Annotated in this window: 22 protein-coding genes, 1 tRNA gene and 1 pseudogene; 5 read left to right on the top strand and 19 right to left on the bottom strand. The window is 65.9% G+C overall.

Annotation, left to right across the window (positions count from 1 at the left end; genetic code table 11):
• Nucleotides 1-113: 113 nt before the first annotated feature.
• Nucleotides 114-464: pseudogene (locus ATE70_RS01240) on the bottom strand (YciI family protein); the annotation flags it as partial.
• A gap of 90 nt (nucleotides 465-554) precedes the next feature.
• The gene (locus ATE70_RS01235; protein WP_197411346.1) at nucleotides 555-1,568 is read right to left on the bottom strand and encodes a GlxA family transcriptional regulator; all 1,014 of its coding nucleotides are present in this window, start codon (nucleotides 1,566-1,568) and stop codon (nucleotides 555-557) included.
• Between the two features lie 138 nt (nucleotides 1,569-1,706).
• On the opposite strand from ATE70_RS01235, the gene ATE70_RS01230 reads away from it, so the two are divergent.
• Nucleotides 1,707-2,534 (top strand): alpha/beta fold hydrolase, encoded by an 828-nt coding sequence (locus ATE70_RS01230; protein WP_058536141.1) that lies wholly within the window; start codon nucleotides 1,707-1,709, stop codon nucleotides 2,532-2,534.
• Between the two features lie 56 nt (nucleotides 2,535-2,590).
• Nucleotides 2,591-3,085, top strand: coding sequence for a hypothetical protein (locus tag ATE70_RS01225; protein ID WP_058536140.1), 495 nt, complete (start codon nucleotides 2,591-2,593; stop codon nucleotides 3,083-3,085).
• A 103-nt stretch (nucleotides 3,086-3,188) separates the two neighbouring features.
• Here the strand turns inward: ATE70_RS01225 and ATE70_RS01220 are convergent, their stop codons facing one another.
• Complete coding sequence (locus tag ATE70_RS01220; RefSeq protein WP_058536139.1) at nucleotides 3,189-4,067, bottom strand: OmpA family protein; 879 nt, start codon at nucleotides 4,065-4,067, stop codon at nucleotides 3,189-3,191.
• Between the two features lie 310 nt (nucleotides 4,068-4,377).
• Here ATE70_RS01220 and ATE70_RS01215 point away from each other — a divergent pair, with 310 nt between their 5' ends.
• On the top strand, nucleotides 4,378-5,349 hold the full coding sequence (locus tag ATE70_RS01215) for an NAD(P)H-dependent flavin oxidoreductase (RefSeq protein ID WP_058536138.1): 972 nt from the start codon (nucleotides 4,378-4,380) through the stop codon (nucleotides 5,347-5,349).
• 192 nt (nucleotides 5,350-5,541) lie between these two features.
• Here ATE70_RS01215 and ATE70_RS24635 read toward each other — a convergent pair whose 3' ends face one another.
• From ATE70_RS24635 to ATE70_RS01155, 14 genes are all read right to left on the bottom strand, one after another.
• Nucleotides 5,542-5,712: a hypothetical protein gene (locus ATE70_RS24635; RefSeq protein WP_197411375.1), complete on the bottom strand. Its 171-nt coding sequence runs from the start codon at nucleotides 5,710-5,712 to the stop codon at nucleotides 5,542-5,544.
• Nucleotides 5,649-6,017, bottom strand: coding sequence for an AHH domain-containing protein (locus ATE70_RS25790; protein WP_058536137.1), 369 nt, complete (start codon nucleotides 6,015-6,017; stop codon nucleotides 5,649-5,651). The genes ATE70_RS24635 and ATE70_RS25790 overlap by 64 nt, the downstream gene beginning before the upstream one ends.
• Nucleotides 6,017-6,868, bottom strand: a complete 852-nt coding sequence (locus ATE70_RS01205) for a hypothetical protein (protein WP_058536136.1) — start codon at nucleotides 6,866-6,868, stop codon at nucleotides 6,017-6,019. Before ATE70_RS01205 ends, ATE70_RS25790 begins: the two co-directional genes overlap by 1 nt.
• Before the next feature lie 90 nt (nucleotides 6,869-6,958).
• Nucleotides 6,959-8,920 carry a potassium transporter Kup gene (locus ATE70_RS01200; RefSeq protein ID WP_058536135.1) on the bottom strand — a complete coding sequence of 654 codons (1,962 nt, stop codon included), beginning with the start codon at nucleotides 8,918-8,920 and terminating at the stop codon, nucleotides 6,959-6,961.
• Nucleotides 8,921-8,959: 39 nt separating this feature from the next.
• Nucleotides 8,960-9,631, bottom strand: coding sequence for a tetratricopeptide repeat protein (locus ATE70_RS01195; RefSeq protein WP_058536134.1), 672 nt, complete (start codon nucleotides 9,629-9,631; stop codon nucleotides 8,960-8,962).
• A complete protein-coding gene (locus ATE70_RS01190; RefSeq protein WP_156419577.1) occupies nucleotides 9,628-10,050 on the bottom strand; it encodes a cytochrome c-type biogenesis protein in 423 nt (140 codons plus the stop codon). The genes ATE70_RS01195 and ATE70_RS01190 overlap by 4 nt, the downstream gene beginning before the upstream one ends.
• Nucleotides 10,051-10,190: 140 nt before the next feature.
• Entirely contained in the window at nucleotides 10,191-10,721 is a 531-nt protein-coding gene (locus ATE70_RS01185) for a DsbE family thiol:disulfide interchange protein (RefSeq protein ID WP_058536132.1), read from the bottom strand.
• Nucleotides 10,718-12,688: a heme lyase CcmF/NrfE family subunit gene (locus tag ATE70_RS01180; protein ID WP_058536131.1), complete on the bottom strand. Its 1,971-nt coding sequence runs from the start codon at nucleotides 12,686-12,688 to the stop codon at nucleotides 10,718-10,720. The genes ATE70_RS01185 and ATE70_RS01180 overlap by 4 nt, the downstream gene beginning before the upstream one ends.
• A gap of 109 nt (nucleotides 12,689-12,797) precedes the next feature.
• On the bottom strand, nucleotides 12,798-13,235 hold the full coding sequence (gene ccmE, locus ATE70_RS01175; RefSeq protein WP_058536130.1) for a cytochrome c maturation protein CcmE: 438 nt from the start codon (nucleotides 13,233-13,235) through the stop codon (nucleotides 12,798-12,800).
• Nucleotides 13,232-13,387, bottom strand: a complete 156-nt coding sequence (locus tag ATE70_RS24630) for a heme exporter protein CcmD (protein WP_156419576.1) — start codon at nucleotides 13,385-13,387, stop codon at nucleotides 13,232-13,234. Before ATE70_RS24630 ends, ccmE begins: the two co-directional genes overlap by 4 nt.
• Before the next feature lie 3 nt (nucleotides 13,388-13,390).
• Nucleotides 13,391-14,125, bottom strand: a complete 735-nt coding sequence (ccmC, locus tag ATE70_RS01170; protein ID WP_058536129.1) for a heme ABC transporter permease CcmC — start codon at nucleotides 14,123-14,125, stop codon at nucleotides 13,391-13,393.
• A 140-nt stretch (nucleotides 14,126-14,265) separates the two neighbouring features.
• The gene (locus ATE70_RS01165; protein WP_058536128.1) at nucleotides 14,266-14,619 is read right to left on the bottom strand and encodes a YbaN family protein; all 354 of its coding nucleotides are present in this window, start codon (nucleotides 14,617-14,619) and stop codon (nucleotides 14,266-14,268) included.
• A 131-nt stretch (nucleotides 14,620-14,750) separates the two neighbouring features.
• The gene (locus tag ATE70_RS01160) at nucleotides 14,751-15,800 is read right to left on the bottom strand and encodes a Glu/Leu/Phe/Val family dehydrogenase (RefSeq protein ID WP_058536127.1); all 1,050 of its coding nucleotides are present in this window, start codon (nucleotides 15,798-15,800) and stop codon (nucleotides 14,751-14,753) included.
• Between the two features lie 98 nt (nucleotides 15,801-15,898).
• Nucleotides 15,899-15,975, bottom strand: a tRNA-His gene (locus ATE70_RS01155).
• A gap of 114 nt (nucleotides 15,976-16,089) precedes the next feature.
• Between ATE70_RS01155 and ATE70_RS01150 the strand changes: the two genes are divergently transcribed.
• The gene (locus tag ATE70_RS01150) at nucleotides 16,090-16,773 is read left to right on the top strand and encodes a 2OG-Fe(II) oxygenase (protein ID WP_231732548.1); all 684 of its coding nucleotides are present in this window, start codon (nucleotides 16,090-16,092) and stop codon (nucleotides 16,771-16,773) included.
• A gap of 90 nt (nucleotides 16,774-16,863) precedes the next feature.
• On the opposite strand, the gene ATE70_RS01145 is transcribed toward ATE70_RS01150, so the two are convergent.
• Nucleotides 16,864-17,610 carry an SIMPL domain-containing protein gene (locus tag ATE70_RS01145; protein WP_058536126.1) on the bottom strand — a complete coding sequence of 249 codons (747 nt, stop codon included), beginning with the start codon at nucleotides 17,608-17,610 and terminating at the stop codon, nucleotides 16,864-16,866.
• Between the two features lie 134 nt (nucleotides 17,611-17,744).
• Between ATE70_RS01145 and ATE70_RS01140 the strand changes: the two genes are divergently transcribed.
• Nucleotides 17,745-19,520: an ABC-F family ATP-binding cassette domain-containing protein gene (locus ATE70_RS01140; RefSeq protein WP_058536125.1), complete on the top strand. Its 1,776-nt coding sequence runs from the start codon at nucleotides 17,745-17,747 to the stop codon at nucleotides 19,518-19,520.
• Nucleotides 19,521-19,703: 183 nt separating this feature from the next.
• Here the strand turns inward: ATE70_RS01140 and ATE70_RS01135 are convergent, their stop codons facing one another.
• A complete protein-coding gene (locus tag ATE70_RS01135; RefSeq protein ID WP_058536124.1) occupies nucleotides 19,704-20,189 on the bottom strand; it encodes a DUF6456 domain-containing protein in 486 nt (161 codons plus the stop codon).
• Nucleotides 20,190-20,219 lie beyond the last annotated feature (30 nt).

Below are 20,219 nucleotides of genomic sequence, written 5' to 3'. Positions count from 1 at the left end.
GCCGGGGAGGCAAGCATGGCGGCCTGCACGACTTAATCGCCGCCCAGCTTTTCGCGGAGACGCTGTTCGCGCTCGGCAATCTCGGGCGTCATCGCATCGCCGAAATCCTCCATTTCATAGAAAGGACGGATTTCGAGTTCGCTCGGCCCGGGCATCGGGTTCGGGCAGCGCTTCGCCCACGCGACCGCCTCGTCCATGTCCTTGACCTCCCAGACCCAATAGCCCGCGACGAGTTCGCGCGTCTCGGCGAAGGGGCCGTCGATCACCGTGCGGCTCGCGCCGTCGAACGCGATGCGCTTGCCGGCCGACGAGGGTTTCAACCCGTCGCCGTCGACCATCACGCCGGCGTTCACCAGCTCCTCGTTATACTTGCCCATCGCCTCGAACATTTCGGTCATGTCCTCGGTCGGCGGCAGGCCCTTTTCGCTGTCCTCGGTCGCTTTGACAAAGACCATTACACGCATCATCCATCTCCTCTTCGATCGGGCCAACAGCGGCTCCTGCCAACACGACGAACGAACCGCCGCCCAATCGACACGAGCGCGAAAAAAATTTCAGGCGACCTCCGCCAGCGACTGCGGGGTCGAAAAACGCTGCCGATACTCATGCGGCGACAGGCCGATCAGGCGGTGGAACAATTTGCGGAACGCCGCCGCATCCTCATAGCCGACGCTCCACGCGATCTGGTCGACCGTCCGCTTCGTGAACTCCAGCAGTTCGCGCGCCTTGCCGACGCGCAGATGCTGGACATATTCGACCGGCGTCATTCCCGTCGCCGCCTTGAATCGGCGTTGGAAGGTGCGCTCTTCCATCCCCGCCTCACCCGCCATCTCGGCGACCGCGACCGGCCCGGCTCCTCGCGCCTGCAGCCAGTGCTGCACCTTCAATATAGCCTCGTCGCCGTGCGTCAGCTTCGGCGCAAAGCTCGCATAATGTTTCTGCTCGCGCCCCGACGGATCGATCAGCAGGAAGCGCGCGGTCTCCATCATCACCGTCGGACCCAGCAGCCGTTCGACGATGCGCAGCCCAAGGTCGGTCCACGCCATCAGCCCGCCCGCGGTGACGATGTCGCCATCGTCGATCACCATCCGGTCGGCCTCCATCCGCACGTCGGGAAAGCGGCTGCGAAACTCCTCGGCGAAAAACCAGTGCGTCGTCGCCGGCCGCCCCGCGAGCAATCCCGTCGCCGCCAGCGCAAACGCCCCGCCGCAATTCGACGCGAGCACCGTACCCTGCGCGTGCCGGTCGAGCAGCCAGCGCGCATAGGGCTCGACTTCGCCCGGCTCGAGCAATTTGTGGAGGCTCCCCGGCGCGATCAGCACCGCGGGCGAATTGCCCGCGGGCTCGCCCGGATGGCTGTCGAACCAGCGCGCAAAGCCCCCGCCCTCCTGCAGTCGCCAATGGCTGACGCGGAGCGGGCTGCGGCCGTGATCCACCGCAAAGCGCCCCGCGACGTCGAACAGGTCGGTGATCCCGTGGACCATTCCCATCTGGCAGTCGGGATAGGTCATCATCCCGACCTCGACGAGCGGCATATCGGAGGGGTCGGGCACCTTCAGCTTGGGCATGGCGGCTCCTTTGTCGGAATCGGCCCGGATAATGTCGCGTCCGCCAATCCCGATCAAGCGCGCATCGCCGTATCTGTTGTTTCACCGGGACGGACACCCCCGCCCAAAAACGCCAAGTTCATCGAAAGGAACCATATCATGACCACCATCACCACCAAGGACGGCACCAACATCTTCTTCAAGGACTGGGGTCCGAAGGACGCGCAGCCGATCGTCTTCTCGCACGGCTGGCCGCTCAGCGCCGACGCCTGGGACGCCCAGATGGTCTTCTTCGCCAATCAGGGCTTCCGCACCATCGCCCACGACCGCCGCAGCCATGGCCGCTCGGATCAGGTCTGGGACAACAACAATATGGACCAGTACGCCGACGACCTCGCCGAACTGATCGAACAGCTGGGCCTCAAGGACGTGATCCTCGTCGGCCACTCGACCGGCGGCGGCGAAGTCACCCGCTATATCGGCCGCCACGGCACCGCCCGCGTTGCCAAAGTCGCGCTGATCGGCGCGGTCCCCCCGCTGATGCTCAAGACCGAAGCCAATCCGGGCGGCCTGCCGATCGACGTCTTCGACGGCATCCGCAAGGGCACGTTCGACAACCGCCCGCAATTCTTCAAGGACCTGAGCCTGCCCTTTTACGGCTATAACCGCGACGGCGCGGTCGTCTCCGAAGCGGTGCGCGACGACTTCGTGCGGCAGGGCATGAACGGCGGTCTCAAGGGCCTGCTCGACAGCATCCGCGCCTTTTCGGAAAGCGACTTCAACGAAGACCTCAAGAAGTTCGACAAGCCGACGCTCGTCCTCCACGGCGACGACGACCAGATCGTGCCGATCGGCGCCGCGGCGCTCTCGACGGTCAAGATCGTCAAGCACGCCGTGCTCAAGGTCTATGAAGGCGCCGACCACGGCCTCACCGTCACCCATCAGGACCGGTTCAACGCCGACCTTCTCGATTTCATCAACAGCTGATAAGGGAGAGGCGCGGACCCCCGACCGCGCCTCCTCACCCGTAAAGGAGACGTGTCATGATCCTCGGTTTGACCATCCCGCAGTTCACCGCCCTCCATGTCGCGATCAGCTTCGTCGGCATCGGCGCGGGTCTCATCGCGCTTCCCGCCTACGCTCGCGGCCGCATCCTGCCCCGGACGAACGGCGTCTTCCTCTGGACGACATTGCTTACCAGCCTGACCGGCTTTCTGTTCCCGATCGTCGCTTTCACCCCGGCGCTCGGCACGGGGATCCTCTCGACATTGATCCTCGTTTTCGCATTCACCGCCTATTATGGCCGCAAGCTCGCCGGCCGCGCAGCGACGGTCTATGCGGCCAGCGCCACCGCCGCGCTCTACCTCAACCTCTTCGTGCTGGTCGTGCAGTCGTTCCTGAAGGTCCCCGCACTCAACGCGCTCGCCCCGAACGGAACCGAAGGTCCCTTCGTCGCAGCCCAGGGCGCACTCCTCCTCACCGCGATCCTGTTCGGCTACCTTGCTGTCAAAGCCAGCCGCCGCCCGCTCGCGGCCTGACCCACCCGCAAACGACGAAGGGCGGCCTCGCGGCCGCCCTTCGTTTCGTCACGGCCGCTTCCGGCCGGAAATGCCGGGGTGGGCGCCGCCCACCCCGCGCATCTTACATACCGTCCAGACCCTTGCTGACCAGAATATTCACCGCAACGCGGCGATTCTGGGCCTTGCCTTCGGGCGTGGTGTTGTCCGCCGCCGGGTCGGCTTCGGCCATCCCGGTGGGGGTCAGCATGCGATAGGGCTTCCAGCCGCACGCCTGCTGAAGATGATTGACGACGCGGCTGGCGCGCTTTTCGCTAAGCACCTGGTTGAGTTCCTGGCTGCCCGTCGAATCGGTGTAGCCAACGACCAGCAGCAGGGCGTTGTCCATCCCGTCGGCCTGCGATGCCGCGCTGCAGAGATCGGCTTTCGCCTGCTCGGTCAGCACTGCCTTGCCGGTGTCGAAGTTCACGTTCGTTGTGCCTTTGACATTATACTGGTCGATATCGCCCACGCGGCTGCGCAGCGCCTCGGTTGCCGCTGTTTGTTCGGCAAAGCGCTGATCGGTGCCGGTGTGGATCATCGATGCGGTGCGGAGGTCCTTGTTCTTGAGTTGGACCTGGCTTGCCACCAGTCCGCCATCCCACTGCAGCGTGTCGATGGTGACGGGCAGGCCGTTGAGCAGCTGAGCCGCGCCAAGCTTGTCGCGATCGAGGCCCAGGAAGCCGCCGCTGCTCTTGATCTTGGTGTAGTCGGCGATCGCCACGGTCGTGCTGTTGCCGTCGGCGGTCGCGACCTTGATCCGGCCATCGGTGCGCGCGGCGATGATGCCCTCGACCTTGGGCCCCTTGGTCATCTGGTCGGGCGAAGGCAGCGTGCCGACAACGGTCGCCATGACCTCGCCATCGTTCGGGGCCTGCTCTTGGGCAGCGAGGCTCCCCGTTGCGGTGCCGGCCAAAAGGGCCAGCGCCAATAGAATTTTCGGACTCTTGGAAACGGCGCCCATATACTTCTCCTTCTAAACAGCCGCCCGCGCAGATGGGCCCGCGTATTCGCGTGGTCCGTTCTGGGACAAGATTACTCGCGGCGAAGTCGAAAGTTGCGCAGGTCGTCGTACGCACGGTGCGACGAACCGATAAGACCGTGTCGCAAAAGCGTAATTTTTTTATTTTGTAGCTTTTCGAGGGCAAAAATTCAGCGATCCGCGTCCGTCAACGCGGCGATCGTCCGCCACGCGCGCTTCGCCCGATACCCGCTTGCGCAACCTTCCGTTTACGTTAAGGTCAGTTGCAAACCGCAACCGGAGAGACTGATTCATGGCCCTTCCCCCGATTTTCGACCGCCTGCGCCTGCCCGTGATCGGCTCGCCATTGTTCATCGTTTCGGGACCCGAGCTTGTCATCGCGCAGTGCAAGGCGGGCGTCGTCGGCAGCTTCCCGGCGCTCAATGCCCGCCCGCAATCGCTGCTCGATGAATGGCTGCACCAGATCACCGAGGAACTCGCCGCGTGGGACCGCGCCAATCCCGACCGCTTGTCGGCGCCTTACGCCGTCAACCAGATCGTCCATAAATCGAACGACCGGCTGCTCGACGACATTGCGACGTGCGAGAAATGGAAGGTGCCGATCACGATCACCTCGCTCGGCGCGCGCGAAGAGCTCAATCAGGCGGTCCATGGCTGGGGCGGCATCACGCTCCACGACATCATCGACGACCGTTTCGCACGCAAGGCGATCGAAAAGGGCGCCGACGGCCTCATCCCCGTCGCCGCGGGCGCGGGCGGCCATGCCGGCCGGCAATCGCCCTTCGCGCTTGTACAGGAAATCCGCGAATGGTTCGACGGACCCGTAGCCTTGTCGGGCGCCATCGGCCACGGCCGCTCGATCCTCGCCGCGCAGGCGTGCGGCGCCGACCTGGCCTATATCGGCAGCGCCTTCATCGCCACGACCGAAGCCAATGCCGAGGACACCTACAAGAACGGCATCGTCGAGGGGCGCGCGGGCGACATCGTCTATTCGAACCTCTTCACCGGCGTTCACGGCAATTATCTCCGCCAGTCGATCGTCGCCGCGGGCATGGACCCCGAAAACCTGCCCGAAGGCGACCTCAAGACGATGAACTTCGGCTCGGGCGGCAACACCAAGGTCAAGGCGTGGAAGGACATCTGGGGATCGGGCCAGGGCATCGGCCCGGTCACCGCGGTGCGCCCGGTCGCCGAATATGTCGCCGAACTCGAAGCGCAATATCTCGCCGCGCGCCGCGAACTTGAGGCGAAGGTCAGGCTTTAAGCCAAGTACCGACGCCGATTGCCAGGCCGTTCAGCTATGTCTGCTTCGGGGTGGTGAGCTGTCGTTCCTTTTACCGTCGCCCCCGCGAAGGCGGGGGCCGCCGTCGGCCTTGCGCTACCTCTCCAGCGGCCCCCGCCTTCGCGGGGGCGACGGTTTAGCGTCGTCCGCAATCGGTCGAAAGCCGATATCACCCTACGCACCGAACAGCCTGTCGATCGCCTCGTCGAGATAGGGGCGGTCGACGAACAGCCGCATCGGGTCGCGCCGGTTGAGCCAGAAACCCGCGCCGTGCCGATCGGTCAGGGCGCGGCGCGTCGTGTCCTGCAACAGACGCAGGCGCATGACGGCGGTGCGCCGTGCCATTCGCGGATCGCTGGCGCGTGAAGTGCGAAATGCGCCCTGATCCGCTCGACCCGCGCCGCGATGACATCGCTATAGCCATGATGCGGCCCGCGGTGCAGCGCGTGGCCGGACCGCAGCGCCACCGGCTCGCACGCGGGGAGCATCAACCCGTTGCGCCCAAAATGCTGGAGCGCGAAGCCTTCGGCATGCAGTTGCTCAAACATCGCTGCCATTTGCGGGCGCTGGGTCAGGGCGATGGGGATCAGGTGATGGCGCTGGAACCCACTTTGCGGCGGCGGTGCGCCCTGCCATCCCCGCGGCGGCATCAACTATCGCGGCCGAACTCGACGATGACGGTCGACCTGTGGTCCGTGCTGCGCAAAGGCGGCAGCAGTTCAATCCATTCTCCCGCCTCCAGCCCGCGCATTGTCCGCGCATGCTGGACCGGGCCGTTGAGCATCATGTCGAGCGCAAGCCGGGACAGCCGCCGGACCATTTCGGCGACGGTCCAGCCGACGGGAATCCGCGCCTCCAGTTCCTGACCCGCGAACAGCACCAGCCCCCGTGTTCCCATGCTGGCATCGGCGCCATTTTCGCGGCGCCGGAACGCGACGAGGTGGAGCACCGGCGGCATCCCGCTGGCCAGCATTTCGGCGATCGACGCGCGAAATTGCGGCGCATCCGACCACAGCCGCGCCGGCGACCAGAAAATATGGCTGGCATCGAACAGGTCGATCAGCAGCACCATCATCTTGAAGAATTCGCGCATCCGTGTCGGCTGCACGGTCGATGGCCCCAGCGCCGCATCGCGCTTGGGGTCGCGCTCGGGGATAAAGACCCAGCACGCCCCGCTCTCGCGCCATCGTCGGGGCAGGCTCGCGGCAAGCAGGCTGGTCGATGGGTGGTCGGGATCGGCAAGATCCAGCGCAGCACCGGCCGCCGGGCCGGCCAGAACCGACACCGCCCCGAAGGTCAGGCGGAAACAGGGCGCCGCAACGCGCGCGGCGACATCGGCGCCGCCGCCCTCGCCCTCGACCCGCTCGGGCCGCAGCCCCATGCGACGTAGCGCGGTTTCGACGGCCTCGCTCGAACCGCCCTGCATCGCCGCGCCGACGATCAGGGCAAATGGTTCCGGCGGGACCGGCAGGATCAGAGCGTCAGGGTTGCCGACATCCATAGTGTTGCGCGGCCTTTTTTTGGGTCGCCCTTGCATCGCAAGACTTGCCCCGATGTACAAACGCTTATTGCCCGATGTCGGAAAGTTAACCTAGATCGCGACCTGGCTTCCCAGTTCGACGACGCGATTGGTTGGCAGGCGGAAATATTCCATCGCGCTTTCCGAATTGCGCAGCATCCACGCGAACAGCTTTTCGCGCCAGATCGGCATGCCGGGCTTGCTCGCCGCGATCAGCGTCTGCCGCGACAGGAAAAAGCTCGTCTCGATCATCTTGAACTCGCCGCCGCAGCTCGTGACGCGGGTCAGCGCCTCGGGCACGTCGATCGGCTGCATGAAGCCATAGTTGAGCACCAGCCGGTGGAACCCCTGTCCCAGATCCTCGAGCATGCAGAATTTCTCCTCCTGCACGAACGGCACGTCGGCGATCTTGATCGTCAGCAGGATGATCCGCGCATGGAGCACCTTGTTGTGCTTGAGGTTGTGGAGCAGCGCGTGCGGCACGCCGTCGCTGCTCGACGTCATGAACACCGCGGTGCCCGGCACGCGCGTCGCGCTGTTCGCCGCCGACTTCACGAACACCGGGATCGGCATCGCGCCTTCGGCCATCTCCTGCTGCATCAGCTTGCGTCCGCGCGACCAGGTGGTGAGCAAAGTGAAGATGATGAGCCCGATCGCGAGCGGCACCCAGCCGCCGTCGGGCACCTTGATCAGATTTGCGCCGAAATAGGCGATGTCGACGATGAAGAAGACCGCGAGCACCGGCAGCGCCTTCCACGCCGGCCATTTCCACAATGTGAAGAGGACGACGCTGAGCAGGCAGGTATCGATGAACATCGCCCCCGTCACCGCAATGCCATAGGCCGCGGCAAGGTTGCTCGACGATCCGAAGAAGAGGACGAGGATGATCACCATCACCATCAGCCCCCAATTGACGATCGGGATATAAATCTGCCCCTGCGCCGACGCACTGGTGTGCTCGACACGCAGGCGCGGCATGAAGCCCAATTGGATCGCCTGCTGAGTCAGCGAAAAGGCGCCCGAAATCACCGCCTGGCTGGCGATGATCGTCGCGAGGATCGCCAGGATGACGACGGGCACCTGCCACGCCTCGGGCATCATCTGGAAGAAGGGATCGGCGATCAGGTCGCTTCGCGGCCCCATGTCCGCCTCGAGCACCATCGCGCCCTGCCCCATATAGTTCAGCATCAGCGCCGGCAGCACAAACGTCAGCCAGCTGAGCCCGATCGGCCCGCGGCCGAAATGCCCCATGTCGGCATAAAGCGCCTCGGCCCCCGTCACCGCGAGCACGACCGCGCCGAGCGCGATGAAGGCGGTGAAACCGTCGACATAGAAGAAGCGCAGCGCGTTCACCGGGTTCAGCGTTTCGACGATGATCCCCGGATGATCGACGATATGGATCATCCCGAGGATCGCCAGCATCGTGAAATAAGCGAGCATGATCGGCCCGAACAGCATCCCGACCTTCGCCGTCCCGCGCGCCTGGATCGCGAACAGCCCGATCAGGATCGTCAGCGCGATCGGCACGATATAGGGCTCGAATCCCTTGTTGACGTAGCTGAGGCCCTCGGTCGCCGAGAGCACCGACATAGCGGGGGTGATCATGCTGTCGCCATAGAAGAGCGCGGTCGCGAACACGCCGAGCAGGATGATTGGCCATGTCCAGCGCTTCTCGCCCGACGAACGGCTGATCAGCGCGAGCAGCGCCAGGCTGCCCCCTTCGCCCTTGTTGTCGGCACGCATGATCGTCAGCACATATTTGAAGGTGACGACGAGCATCATCGACCAGAAGACGAGGCTCAGCACGCCATAGATGTGCAGCCGGTCGGCCTCGATCGGATGATGGCCGGCAAAGGTTTCGCGGAACGCGTAGAGCGGGCTCGTACCGATGTCGCCGAACACGACACCGATCGCGCCGACGGCAAGCTTCAGCTTGCCATCGCTGTGATGCCCATGCCCGTAATGGGCCGTTTCGGCGCCAGCAGTCACGGCGCCCGCGGCGCCGCCCGCCGCCTGTTGCGACTCAGCAGTCATTGCGGGCCTTTAGACGAGCCTGAGCCTTTGGAATAGGTTTCAATTTGGGACGTCCGGCGCCGGCACGCCGGCCGGGATTTCGGCGGGCAGCTGCGGCCCAAGCGCCTGCCGCAATTGCGCGAGCCGCATCTCCAGATCGGGCCGCCACGGCGCATCGGCGGGACTGCGCGCGAGCAGTTGGCTCCACACCGTCTCGGCGCCTTTCAGGTCGCCGCCCTGCGCCAGCGCGAGCCCCGCGAAGAACGGCGGCGCCGGATGCGACGGATCGCGCTTCGCCGCCTCGTCGAACGCCAGCGCCGCCGCGGGCGACATCACGCCGCCGCCATGCGCCGCCAGCGCATTGCCGAGCCCGACCCACAGGTCGACATTGTCGGGATAGGTCTCCAGCCCCTTTTCGAGCGTCTTCGCCGCGAGTTCGGTCTTGCCGGTGCGCGCGAAACCGTCGGACATGCCGAGCCACTGCGCCGCGGGACCAAAGCGTTCGGACATGCCTTGCCGCTGGTCGGTGATCGCCTCGCCAAACCCCTCGGGCTCCTCGGGCGCCGCGACGGGCTTGCCGGGCAGTGACGGATGACCCTGCAATGCATAGCCCGCAAGGCCCAGCATCACCGCCGCCCCCGCCAGCGGCCGCGCCGCGGCGGGCAGCTTGCCGACCCAGAAGATGCCGCCGATCGTCAGCAGCGCAATGAGTACGACCCAGAGCCAGATCATGCCGCGCCCTCCTCGTCGTCGTTCGCACCGCGGCGGAACCGGCCAAAGGCCAGCCACCCGCCAAGCGCGAGGAAGAGCAACGGCCCGAGCCAGAGCAGCGCCGTGGCGCCGTCGAACGGCGGATCGTAGCTGACCCAATTGCCATAGCGCGCGACGAGCCACGTCTTGATTTCGGCCGGGCTTTCGCCCGCCGCGATCTTGCTGCGCACTTCGTGGCGCATATCGCCCGCGAGCGGCGCATCGGAATCCGCAATCGACTGCCCCTGACAGACGAGACAGCGCAGCTCTTCCATCAACGCCTTGGCGCGCGCTTCCTGCGCCGGATCCTTGAGCTGCTGATAAGCGTATGGCGCGGGCGGCAGGCGGTCCTGCGCCGCCAGCGGACTCGACGCCATGCTGGAGAAAACAAGCAACGCCATCAAAAGAACCGCCGTGCCCCTGCGAAGGCAGGGGCCCATCACCGGCCATCGCGTCCTGAAACGTCCGGCGGCGCAAAATTCTACGGTTTGGAGATGGGCCCCTGCCTTCGCAGGGGCACGGAAATGTTCGAGAGCACCCCTCACTTCATCGCCTCAAGCTTCGCGACAATCCCGGGCACCTGATCGGCGAGGATCACGCCCTGAATCTGCTCGCGAATGATGCCCTTGCCATCGATCAGGAAGGTTTCGGGCACGCCCGACGATCCCAGCGCGATCTGGACGCTGCTCTGCATGTCGGCCCCGATGCGGTCGAAGGGATTGCCATATTCGCGAAGGAACATCGCGACATCCTCGGGCCGGTCGCGGATCGCGATGCCGTCGATCGGCACGCCCGCGGCCTTCAGCGCCTCGAGTTGCGGCGCCTCGGCACGGCACGGAATGCACCAGCTCGCGAACACATTGACCAGCCGCGGCCGCCCGTCGGCAAGCTGGCTGCTCTTCAGCCCCTCGACGCCCGCGGTTGCGGGCGGCAGGTCGAACAGCGGCATCGGCTTGTCGATCCACTGCGACTGGATCAGCGTCTCGGCGGGCGTCGTCAGCCGATAGATGAAGGCGCCGAACAGCAGCCCCATGATCGCCAGCGGCGCGAATAGGACCCAGCGGTTCTTCATGGCGCAAAACGCTCCTGTGATTTGCGGCTGCGCCGCGCGCGCCAGATATTCAGCAATTGTGCGCGGCCGAGCAGCGACAGCGATGCGCCGATCGCGATCAGCGCGCCGCCGAGCCAGATCCACCACACCAGCGGCTTCCACCACAGGCGGATCTGGTAGCGGTCGGCGCTGCCGTCGTCGCTCGTCACCGGCTGCCCGAGCACGGCATAGAGCTGTCCGCCCGGCCGCGTCAGCAGCGCCGCCTCGTTGGTTTCGGTCGGCGCCGTGCCCATCAGTCCCGGAAAGGTGCGCGCTTCGGGCCGCATCGTAAAGCTGCCGCCCGACGATGTCGTCGCGACCAGCGTGCCCTCGATCGCGGTATAATTCGGCCCGGCGATCGGTCTGACGCCGACGAACTTCACCGCGAAATCGCCAACCTTCACCACGTCGCCCGGCGCCGCCGCGACCAGCCGTTCCTTGATGAAGGCGCTTTCGGCGCCCATGCCGGCAAGGCACACCGCGACGCCGAAATGCGCGACGACCATGCCCCACGTCGGCAGCGGCGTGCGCCGCAGGTTGCGTCCCCACAGCGGCGCAAGGCTCGCGACCGCGACGACGCCCGCGACGGTCATGCCGAGCAGCGGCAAAATTCCGACCTTGCCACCGAACAGGACAAGGCCGAACAGAACGACCGCCCCCGCAAAAATCGCCAGCGGCAGGCGTGACCACAGCCGTTTCCCGTCGTCCTTGCGCCAGCTCAGCAGCGGACCCGCAACCATCACGAGGCAGAGGATCAGCGCGAGCGGCCCCGCGACCTTGTTATAATAGGGCGGGCCGACCGAAATCTTCTCGCCCATCGCCTCGGCGACGATCGGATAAAGCGTGCCGAGCAGGACGAGCGCAAGGATCGTCGTGAGCAGCAGATTGTTGATGACGAGCGAGCCTTCGCGGCTGAGCAACGCGAATTTCTTGCCCTCCGCCACGCTCCCCGCCCGCAGCGCGAACAGGGTCAAAGCGCCGCCGATATAGATTGCCATCAGCGCGAGCAGGAACGTGCCGCGCTCGGGATCGACCGCAAAGCTGTGGACGCTCGTCAGCAGTCCCGAGCGGACGATGAAGGTGCCGACCATCGACATCGAAAAGCCGATCACCGCGAGCATCACCGTCCACGCGCGCAGGGCATTGCGGGTGGCGGTCACCGCGACCGAATGAAGCAACGCCGCGCCCGCAAGCCACGGGATCAGCGAGACATTCTCGACCGGGTCCCAGAACCACCAGCCACCCCAACCGAGCTCATAATAGGCCCAGTAACTGCCCGCAGTGATGCCGAGCGTCAGGAAAATCCAGCTCCCGAGCACCCACGGCCGCATCGCGCGGGCGAACGCCGGGCCGATCTCGCGCGTGATCAGCGCGCCGACGGCAAAGCTGAACGCGACCGACAGCCCGACATAGCCGACGTAAAGCGTCGGCGGATGGAAGGCGAGCCCGATGTCCTGGAGCAGCGGGTTGAGCCCCTGCCCGTCGGGCGGCGCCACAGGCAACCGCTTGAACGGGTTCGACGAGAAGAGAAGAAAGGCAAAGAAACCGAGGCTCAGCGCCGCTTGCGCCGCGAGGGTCGCGACAAGCGTGTCCTCGCGCAGCCGCTTTTCGAAGATCGCGATCAGCCCGCCCGACAGCGACAGGATCATCAGCCACAGCAGCATCGAGCCTTCGTGATTGCCCCACGTCCCCGCGACCTTGAAGATCATCGGTTTCAAACTGTTGCTGTTGCGCGCGACCAGTTCGACCGACATGTCGGAGCGCACGAACAGCGCGATCAGCAAACCGAAGGCGGCCGCGGTGAGCACGCCCTGCGCAACGCTCGCCGGGCGCACGAGCGCCGCCAGATCCTTCGAACCGCCGCGCAGGAACAAGGTCCCGGCGACAAGCGAGAGGCACGCGAGCGCGGCCGCGATCCACAACAGCGCGAGACCGAGTTCGGCGATCATCTAACCGTCGCCCCCGCGGAGGCGGGGGCCGCCGTCGTTTTACACAGCGTCGCTGGCTCAGGCCGCCAGCGGCCCCCGCCTTCGCGGGGGCGACGGATTTTTTTCGCCCTCATGCTTTGGGCACAGTTTTCATATTCTTCGGCATATCGCCCATCTGCGGCGGCATATAGCGCTCGTCATGCTTGGCGAGGATGCGATCGGCGACAAACGTCCCGTCGGCGCGCATCCGGCCGTCGGCGACCATGCCGCTCTCTTCGCCGAACAGGTCGGGGACGATGCCCTTATATTCGACCGGAACCGAGGCCTTGCCGTCGGTCGCGACGAAGCGGATCGTGAGGCCATCGGCCTGCCGCTGAATGCTGCCCTTGGCGACCATGCCGCCCAGCCGCATCGGCTCGCCGACCTCCGCCTTGCCGCCCTCGATCTCGACCGGCGTGCGGAAATAGGCCGCCTCGTCGCGCAGCGCGCTCGCCGCGAGCACACCGGCACCGCCGACGCCGCACAGCGCGACCAGCGCCAGAATCAGCCGTTGATGCTTGGCCTTCACTTACGATCCTTTCGCAGCGCGTCGCTGCGCTTCTCGGCCTTTTTCATCGCGCGCCAGCTCGCCCAAAGTACCGCGCCGGTCAGGACGACCGTCAGCCCATAGGCCGCGGCGACAAACGCCCATTGCCCGCCCCCGCTGATCACCCCCGTCACGCGTCAAATCCCCTCGTCGTCCGCCAGCCGCCTGAGCCGCGCCGCGACACGGTTGTCGGCGATGATCCGCCGCATCCGCATCAGGACGATGGCGCCAAATAGCAACGAAAAGCCGAGCACGGTCAACCCCAACGGCCACAGCAGCGCCCCGTCGATGCTCGATCCGCCCAGCGTGATGCTCGGCCCCTGATGCAGGCTGTTCCACCACACGACGCTGCGGTTGATGATCGGAATATTGATCGCGCCGACCAGCGCATAGATCGCCGCGCCGCGCGACAACGAACCGCCCTGCCGCTGCCCGTCGTCGCCGCTCGTCAGCGCGATAAAGCCCGCATAGAGAAAGAGGAGGACGAGCATCGACGTCATCCGCCCGTCCCATTCCCACCAGGTTCCCCAGGTTGGGCGCCCCCAGATCGATCCGGTCGCAAGGCACAGCGCGGTGAACAGCATCCCCGGCACGGCGATCGCGCGCGCGGCGATGCCCGACAGCGGATGCCGCCACACAAGCTGGATCAGCCCGGCGATCGCCAGCGACGTCCAGCCGCCCATGCCGAGCCAGGCCGACGGGACATGGACGTAAAGGATGCGCGCGGTTTCGCCCTGCTTGTAATCGCCCGGCACCATCGCGAGCCCGGCCCACGCACCGCCCAGCACAAGCAACAGCCCGGCGCCGAGCAACCACGGCGTCAGCGGCTTGGCAATCGCAAGAAAGCGCGTGGGATTAGCGTAGGCGTGCATCGGATCGCGTCGTCCTTAGGCGAGCCGGAGAAAGCGGTCCAGCAATTTGCCTTTCTGCTCCCCGGCGAAAGCCGGGGCCCAGAGCGCGCAAGCTGCGGTGGCATTCTGGGCCCCGGCTTTCGCCGGGGAACACGCAATCCTCAACCCTCAGGCCGCGTCCATATCCAGCTTCCGGTAACGGCGGCGGCGATCACCGGCACCATCACCCACGGCCAGGGCGAAAAGATCGCGGCAAGGACAATACTGAAGGCAAAGGCGGCCGTCGCGGCGATCTTGCCTTTGCGGCTGATCGCGCCCTTCGCGCGCCACGCGGCGATATGGTGCCCGAAATGCGGGTGCGTCAGCAGCCAATTCTCGAGCCGCGGCGACGAGCGCGCAAAGCAAAAGGCGGCAAGGATGACGAACGGCACCGTTGGCAACAACGGCACGAACGCGCCAATCGCACCAAGCCCCAACGACGCCCAGCCCGCGACCAGATAAAAATGCCGTTTCATCGGGGGATGGCTTAGCGGGTTTTCTCGCCGAGGCCATCCCACAACCGTCGCCCCCGCGAAGGCGGGGGCCGCTATCGGCCTTACGCTACCTCTCCAGCGGCCCCCGCCTTCGCGGGGGCGACGCTCAAGAGTTAGCCCCGCCCGATCAGCTTCTGCGCCATCCGGTCGGCCACAACCGACGCCGGCGTGCCGCTCGCCTTGCTCTCGGCCCAGATTTCGGCAAGCCGGCCGGGGATCAGGTGGATGCGGCTCTCGACTTCCTCGCGGCTGCCCTGCCCCAGATATTCGAGCGCGACGTTGATGATGCCGCCCGCGTTGATCACATAATCGGGGGCATAGACGATGCCGCGGTCGTGGATGCGCTGGCCGTCGGCCGCGGTCGCGAGCTGGTTGTTCGCGCCGCCCGCGACGATCGGCACGCGCAGTTTCTCGATGCTCGCCTCGGTCAGGATCGCGCCCAAGGCATTGGGGCTCAGCACATCGGCCTCGACCTCCATGATCGCGGCCGAATCGGCGAGTTCGGCGCCGAGTTCGTCGGCGAGTTCCTTCGCGCGCGCCAGATTGACGTCGGCGAGGGTCAGCTTCGCGCCCTCGGCTGCCAGCCGCCGCGCGACGCCGCCACCGACGCTGCCGACGCCCTGGATCGCGATGCGCACATCCTTGGCGCTGTCGGTCTTCAACCCTTCGCGAATCGCCGCCTTGATGCCGAGGTACACGCCGAGCGCGGTCAGCGGGCCGGGGTCGCCGCCCGCTTCGCCGCTCGCCACCGGCAGGCCGCTGACATGCTTGGTGTGCTTCGAAATCTGGACCATGTCGGCGTCGGTGATCCCGACATCCTCGGCGGTCACATAGGCGCCGCCCAGCGATTCGACCGCGCGGCCGAACGCCGCGAGCAGTTCGGGGGTCTTCGCTGCGCCCTCGTCGGCGAGGATCACGCCCTTACCGCCGCCCATCGGCAGCCCCGCCATCGCGTTCTTGTAGCTCATGCCGCGCGACAGGCGCAGCGCATCGGTGATCGCCGCCGCGCGCTGCGGATAGTGCCAGTATCGCACACCGCCCGCACCGGGGCCAAGGTGCGTCGAGTGGACGGCGATGACCGCCGTCAGCCCGCTGGCGCGATCGCGGAACATGTGGACATGTTCATGATCGTCGAAATCGGCGAAATCCCAGACAGCGGACATAGACTCATCCTCGCATTAGAAAATTACGTTAGGACGCAATAATCCGATAGGGACTGAGAGTCACCCCAAATCCCGCATATGCGCGAAGATAGAGAAAATGGGGCGACCAACGGGGCTCGAACCCGCGACCTCCGGTACCACAAACCGGCGCTCTAACCAACTGAGCTATGGTCGCCACATAAGCGAAGAGCGGCGCACGAAGCACCCTCGACAGCGCGCGGCGAATAGGCGCGCATCCCCCCGCTCGTCAAGCATTGTTCGCACGCGCTTCCCTGCTAAAAAGCGCGCCATGGCTGCGAATGAACATGTCGACATGGCGACCTCGGGCGCCGACCGTACCGCCGAGCGGCTCGCCGCCGTCCCCGGCATCCGCCGCGCGCCAACGCCAAAGCTGCAACAGTTCATGCTGTCGGGCTTTCTCGACGCCGAAACCTGCGCCGCGCTGATGACGCAAATCGACCGCGACGTGCGGCCCTCGACGATCGCCGATCCGAACGGCGACGACGCCTTTCGCACCAGCACGACCTGCGACCTCGACCACCGCGATCCGGTCGTGATCGCGGTCAACAACCGCCTCCACGAGCTCACCGGCATCCCGCACGAATATGGCGAGCCGATGCAGGGCCAGCGTTACGACGTCGGACAGGAGTTCAAGGCGCACACCGACTATTTCGATCCGCACGGCGCCGACTGGGAAACCTATTGCGCGATCCCCGGCCAGCGCAGCTGGACGCTGATGATCTATCTCAACGAACCCGATGCCGGCGGCGCGACGCGCTTCCTCGCGACCGGCAAAATGCATCAGCCCGAGGCCGGCAAGCTGCTCGCGTGGAACAATGTCCATCTCGACGGCACCGCGAACCCCGACACGCTTCATCACGGGATGAAGGTCCGCAAGGGCCGCAAATATATCATCACCAAATGGTTTCGCGAACGGCCCTGGCCATGGGCCGAGGGGGAGTTGGCGATTTGACGTCATCCCAGCGAAAGCTGGGATCGCTCGCGACATAGCGCAAGGTCGATAGCGGCCCCAGCTCTCGCTGGGGCGACGCCTATCTTTGGCTTACTTCACCAGACGATACTGGAAATTCAGCGTCAGCGTGTTGGCGACCCGACCGGGCTCGACCGGCGTGGCCTTTGCCGAACCGGCATCCATCGCCATGCGCACCATCGGCATCGGCGGCTGCGGGCCAAAGCTGCCGCCTTCGCTGATCGACACCAGCTCGACGCCGCGGAAGCCCGCGAGGCGCGCATAATCCTGCGCCTTCGCTTCGGCCGCCTTGATCGCGGTGCCGCGCGCGCCGACCAATTGCGCGTCGGGATCCTTCATGCCGAACGACGGGCCGTCGATGTTCGTGCCGCCCGCGGCGACCAGTGCGTCGAGCAGCGGCCCGATGTCTTCGATCTTCGACGTCGTCACGCGCACGCTGTTCGACACCTGATAACCGAGGAAGCGCGGCGGCTGGCCATCACCGCGATTATTATAGTCATACTGCGGCGACAGGTTGATGCCGCTCGTCTGGATATCCTCGGCCTTGATCCCGCGCGCCTTTACGGCGGCGATCAGCTTGTCCATCGCGGCGGCATTGGCGCGCATCGATTCGACCGCGGTCGGCGCGGTCGTCGTCACGCCGGCGCCCACGGTCGCCTGGTCGGGACGCGAACGCACTTCCTCGCTGACCGCAAAGGACAGGATCGGGCCCTGGGTCGTTGCTGCTGTCACCGTCGAACCTCCCTGCTGAGCAAGCGCGGGCGTTGCCGCCATCAGCGCCAGTCCGGTTGCCATAACGGCGAACATTTGCTTCGTCATTTCATTCTCCTGTGAACCGGGCTTTCGGTCATCTGTTATGTCCGCCCCGTAACGCAGACGGAGCGAACCCGTTCCGGCCTTTGTGCGCTGCGCGCTTGCATGATGCTGAACGCGCCAGTAGCGAGCCGTTCATCATGGCAGCACCGATTTTATCTTATGAAGGCCTTGGCCTTGTGCAGGGCAGCGGCTGGCTGTTCCAGGACCTCGACATCTATGTCGGCGAACGCGACCGGCTCGCGCTGATCGGCCGCAACGGCGCGGGCAAGACGACCTTGCTCAAACTGCTCGCCGGCCAGATCGACGCCGACAAGGGCAAGCGCGTGATCGTCCCGGGCACGCATGTCGTGATGCTCGAACAGGAGCCCGATTTCCGTCCCTTCGCGACGCTGATGGATTTCGCCGTCGCCGCGCCGAACGCGCCCGAGGCCTATGAGGTCGCCGCGATCGCCGACCAGCTCGGCATCGACATGAGCCGCACCGCCGCCAGCGCCTCGGGCGGCGAGCGCCGCCGCGCCGCGCTCGCGCGTGCGCTTGCGCAGAACCCCGACGTGCTGCTGCTCGACGAGCCGACCAACCACCTCGACCTCGCCGCGATCGACTGGCTCGAAAGCTGGCTCGCGCGTTACACCGGCGCGTTCGTCGCGATCAGCCACGACCGTACCTTCCTCACCCGCCTGACGCGCCAGACTTTGTGGCTCGACCGCGGCAGCATCCGCCGCAAGGAAATCGGCTTCGGCGGCTTCGAGGAATGGAGCGACGCCGTCGCAGCCGAGGAAGCGCGCGCCGCCCAGCGCCTCGATTCGAAACTGCGGCTCGAGGCGCATTGGCTCGAACGCGGTGTCACCGCGCGCCGCAAGCGCAACCAGGGCCGCCTCGAGAAGCTCAAGGAAATGCGCGCGACCCGCGCCGCGATGATCGGCGGCCCCGGGGTCGCCAAGCTCGGCCTCGCCAACGACGATGTGCGCTCGAAATCGGTGATCGTCGCCGAGGGCGTATCGAAAAGCTTCGGCGACCGCACGATCATCAAGGACTTCGATTTCCGCGTCCAGCGCGGCGACCGCATCGGCATCGTCGGCGCGAACGGCGCGGGCAAGTCGACCCTGCTCAAGCTGCTGACCGGCGAAATCCAGCCCGACGAAGGCAGCATCACCCTCGCCCCGACGCTCGACGGCATCATCATCGACCAACAGCGCAGCCTGATGTCGCCGGACAAAACCGTGCGCGACATCCTCTCCGACGGCGGCGACTGGGTCGAGGTGCGCGGCGTCAAAAAACATATCCAGGGCTATTTGAAGGAATTCCTCTTCGACCCCGGCGTCATGGAGGCCAGCGTCGGTGCGCTCTCGGGCGGCGAACGCTCGCGCCTCCTCCTCGCGCGCGAATTCGCCCGCGAATCGAACCTGCTCGTGCTCGACGAACCGACCAACGATCTCGACCTCGAAACGCTCGACCTGTTGCAGGAAGTCATCGCCGACTATGCCGGCACCGTGCTGCTCGTCAGCCACGACCGCGACTTCCTCGACCGCACCGTCACCGTCACGCTCGGCCTCGACGGATCGGGCAGGGTCGACATCGTCGCGGGCGGCTATGCCGATTGGGAAGCCAAGCGGATCAAGCCCAACACCATCAAAGCCAAGGCCGCGACCGCCGCGCCGCCGCCCCCCCCCACCGCGCGCAAGAAATTGAGCTACAAGGACCAGCGCGACTTCGACATGCTGCCCGGCCGGATCGAGGAGATCGAAAAGGAAATGACGGGAATCGAAATCGACCTTTCCGACGGCAGCCTGTTCACGCGCGACAATGCGCGCTTCAATGCGCTGACAGCGAAGCTCGACACGCTGCGGGAGGAAAAAGCGGCGGCGGAGGATCGCTGGCTGGAACTGGCCGAAGAGGTTGAGGCGCTCGGTTAAGTCGCACCCTCCGCTTCCGCGACGGGTCGGCATTGGCGTGGATTAGAGCCATTCCCAACAATCGTCATTCCCGCGAAAGCGGGAACCCAGTAGCAACGTCGGCTCGCTGGGTCCCCGCTTTCGCGGGGATGACGAAGTAAAAAGGTGGACCGGCAACTTCCAGTCGCTTCCAGTCATGCGGTTTTATAATGCCGTCCCGTAAAAGCGCGCCAATCGGTCGAGCGCCAGCCCCAGCACCAGCTTGCCCGACCGCGCGGGCCAGCCCAGCGCCTTCTCGGCCCCACCAATCCCCTCGCCCGCGCAAATGACGCGCCAGCAGATGTCGGCCAGCCCCGGCCCGGCCGCGTCGAGCGCGGCATGAAAGCGCCGGTGCGCATCAATCCGCGCCAGCGACGCATCCGAGGCGCGCGCGCCGCCGCGGCTCTTTCCCGGCGGTGCCGCATCCCACCGCATCGTCACCCGCGCCGCCAGCCCCGCGCGCTCATAATCGGCGCGTAGCCGTTCACCGGCGCAAAGCTGCGCGTCGGTCAACAACCCCCGCGACGCCAGCCAGGCGATCGGGCTTTCGCCGACATTGACCGTCACATGGCGCATCACCTGCGGCCCCGCCTTGCCCGGATCGATCCGGTCGTCGGGATGAAGATGCGTTTCGAGGCGGCGTGCGGTCATGCGATTCTCCTTTGCTACACACCGGGCTTG

Source organism: Sphingopyxis sp. H053 (assembly GCF_001468225.1).
Taxonomy (GTDB): Bacteria; Pseudomonadota; Alphaproteobacteria; order Sphingomonadales; family Sphingomonadaceae; genus Sphingopyxis.
This window is presented reverse-complemented; position numbering and strand designations above follow the sequence as displayed.

Excerpts from the sequence above, each read along its gene's own strand:
- ATE70_RS01235 (WP_197411346.1), bottom strand. The coding sequence starts at position 1,568 with ATGCCCAAGCTGAAGGTGCCCGACCCCTCCGATATGCCGCTCGTCGAG.
- ATE70_RS01230 (WP_058536141.1), top strand. The coding sequence starts at position 1,707 with ATGACCACCATCACCACCAAGGACGGCACCAACATCTTCTTCAAGGAC.
- ATE70_RS01225 (WP_058536140.1), top strand. The coding sequence starts at position 2,591 with ATGATCCTCGGTTTGACCATCCCGCAGTTCACCGCCCTCCATGTCGCG.
- ATE70_RS01220 (WP_058536139.1), bottom strand. The coding sequence starts at position 4,067 with ATGGGCGCCGTTTCCAAGAGTCCGAAAATTCTATTGGCGCTGGCCCTT.
- ATE70_RS01215 (WP_058536138.1), top strand. The coding sequence starts at position 4,378 with ATGGCCCTTCCCCCGATTTTCGACCGCCTGCGCCTGCCCGTGATCGGC.
- ATE70_RS24635 (WP_197411375.1), bottom strand. The coding sequence starts at position 5,712 with ATGGCACGGCGCACCGCCGTCATGCGCCTGCGTCTGTTGCAGGACACG.
- ATE70_RS25790 (WP_058536137.1), bottom strand. The coding sequence starts at position 6,017 with ATGCCGCCGCGGGGATGGCAGGGCGCACCGCCGCCGCAAAGTGGGTTC.
- ATE70_RS01205 (WP_058536136.1), bottom strand. The coding sequence starts at position 6,868 with ATGGATGTCGGCAACCCTGACGCTCTGATCCTGCCGGTCCCGCCGGAA.
- ATE70_RS01200 (WP_058536135.1), bottom strand. The coding sequence starts at position 8,920 with ATGACTGCTGAGTCGCAACAGGCGGCGGGCGGCGCCGCGGGCGCCGTG.
- ATE70_RS01195 (WP_058536134.1), bottom strand. The coding sequence starts at position 9,631 with ATGATCTGGCTCTGGGTCGTACTCATTGCGCTGCTGACGATCGGCGGC.
- ATE70_RS01190 (WP_156419577.1), bottom strand. The coding sequence starts at position 10,050 with ATGGCGTTGCTTGTTTTCTCCAGCATGGCGTCGAGTCCGCTGGCGGCG.
- ATE70_RS01185 (WP_058536132.1), bottom strand. The coding sequence starts at position 10,721 with ATGAAGAACCGCTGGGTCCTATTCGCGCCGCTGGCGATCATGGGGCTG.
- ATE70_RS01180 (WP_058536131.1), bottom strand. The coding sequence starts at position 12,688 with ATGATCGCCGAACTCGGTCTCGCGCTGTTGTGGATCGCGGCCGCGCTC.
- ccmC (WP_058536129.1), bottom strand. The coding sequence starts at position 14,125 with ATGCACGCCTACGCTAATCCCACGCGCTTTCTTGCGATTGCCAAGCCG.
- ATE70_RS01165 (WP_058536128.1), bottom strand. The coding sequence starts at position 14,619 with ATGAAACGGCATTTTTATCTGGTCGCGGGCTGGGCGTCGTTGGGGCTT.
- ATE70_RS01160 (WP_058536127.1), bottom strand. The coding sequence starts at position 15,800 with ATGTCCGCTGTCTGGGATTTCGCCGATTTCGACGATCATGAACATGTC.
- ATE70_RS01150 (WP_231732548.1), top strand. The coding sequence starts at position 16,090 with ATGGCTGCGAATGAACATGTCGACATGGCGACCTCGGGCGCCGACCGT.
- ATE70_RS01145 (WP_058536126.1), bottom strand. The coding sequence starts at position 17,610 with ATGACGAAGCAAATGTTCGCCGTTATGGCAACCGGACTGGCGCTGATG.
- ATE70_RS01140 (WP_058536125.1), top strand. The coding sequence starts at position 17,745 with ATGGCAGCACCGATTTTATCTTATGAAGGCCTTGGCCTTGTGCAGGGC.
- ATE70_RS01135 (WP_058536124.1), bottom strand. The coding sequence starts at position 20,189 with ATGACCGCACGCCGCCTCGAAACGCATCTTCATCCCGACGACCGGATC.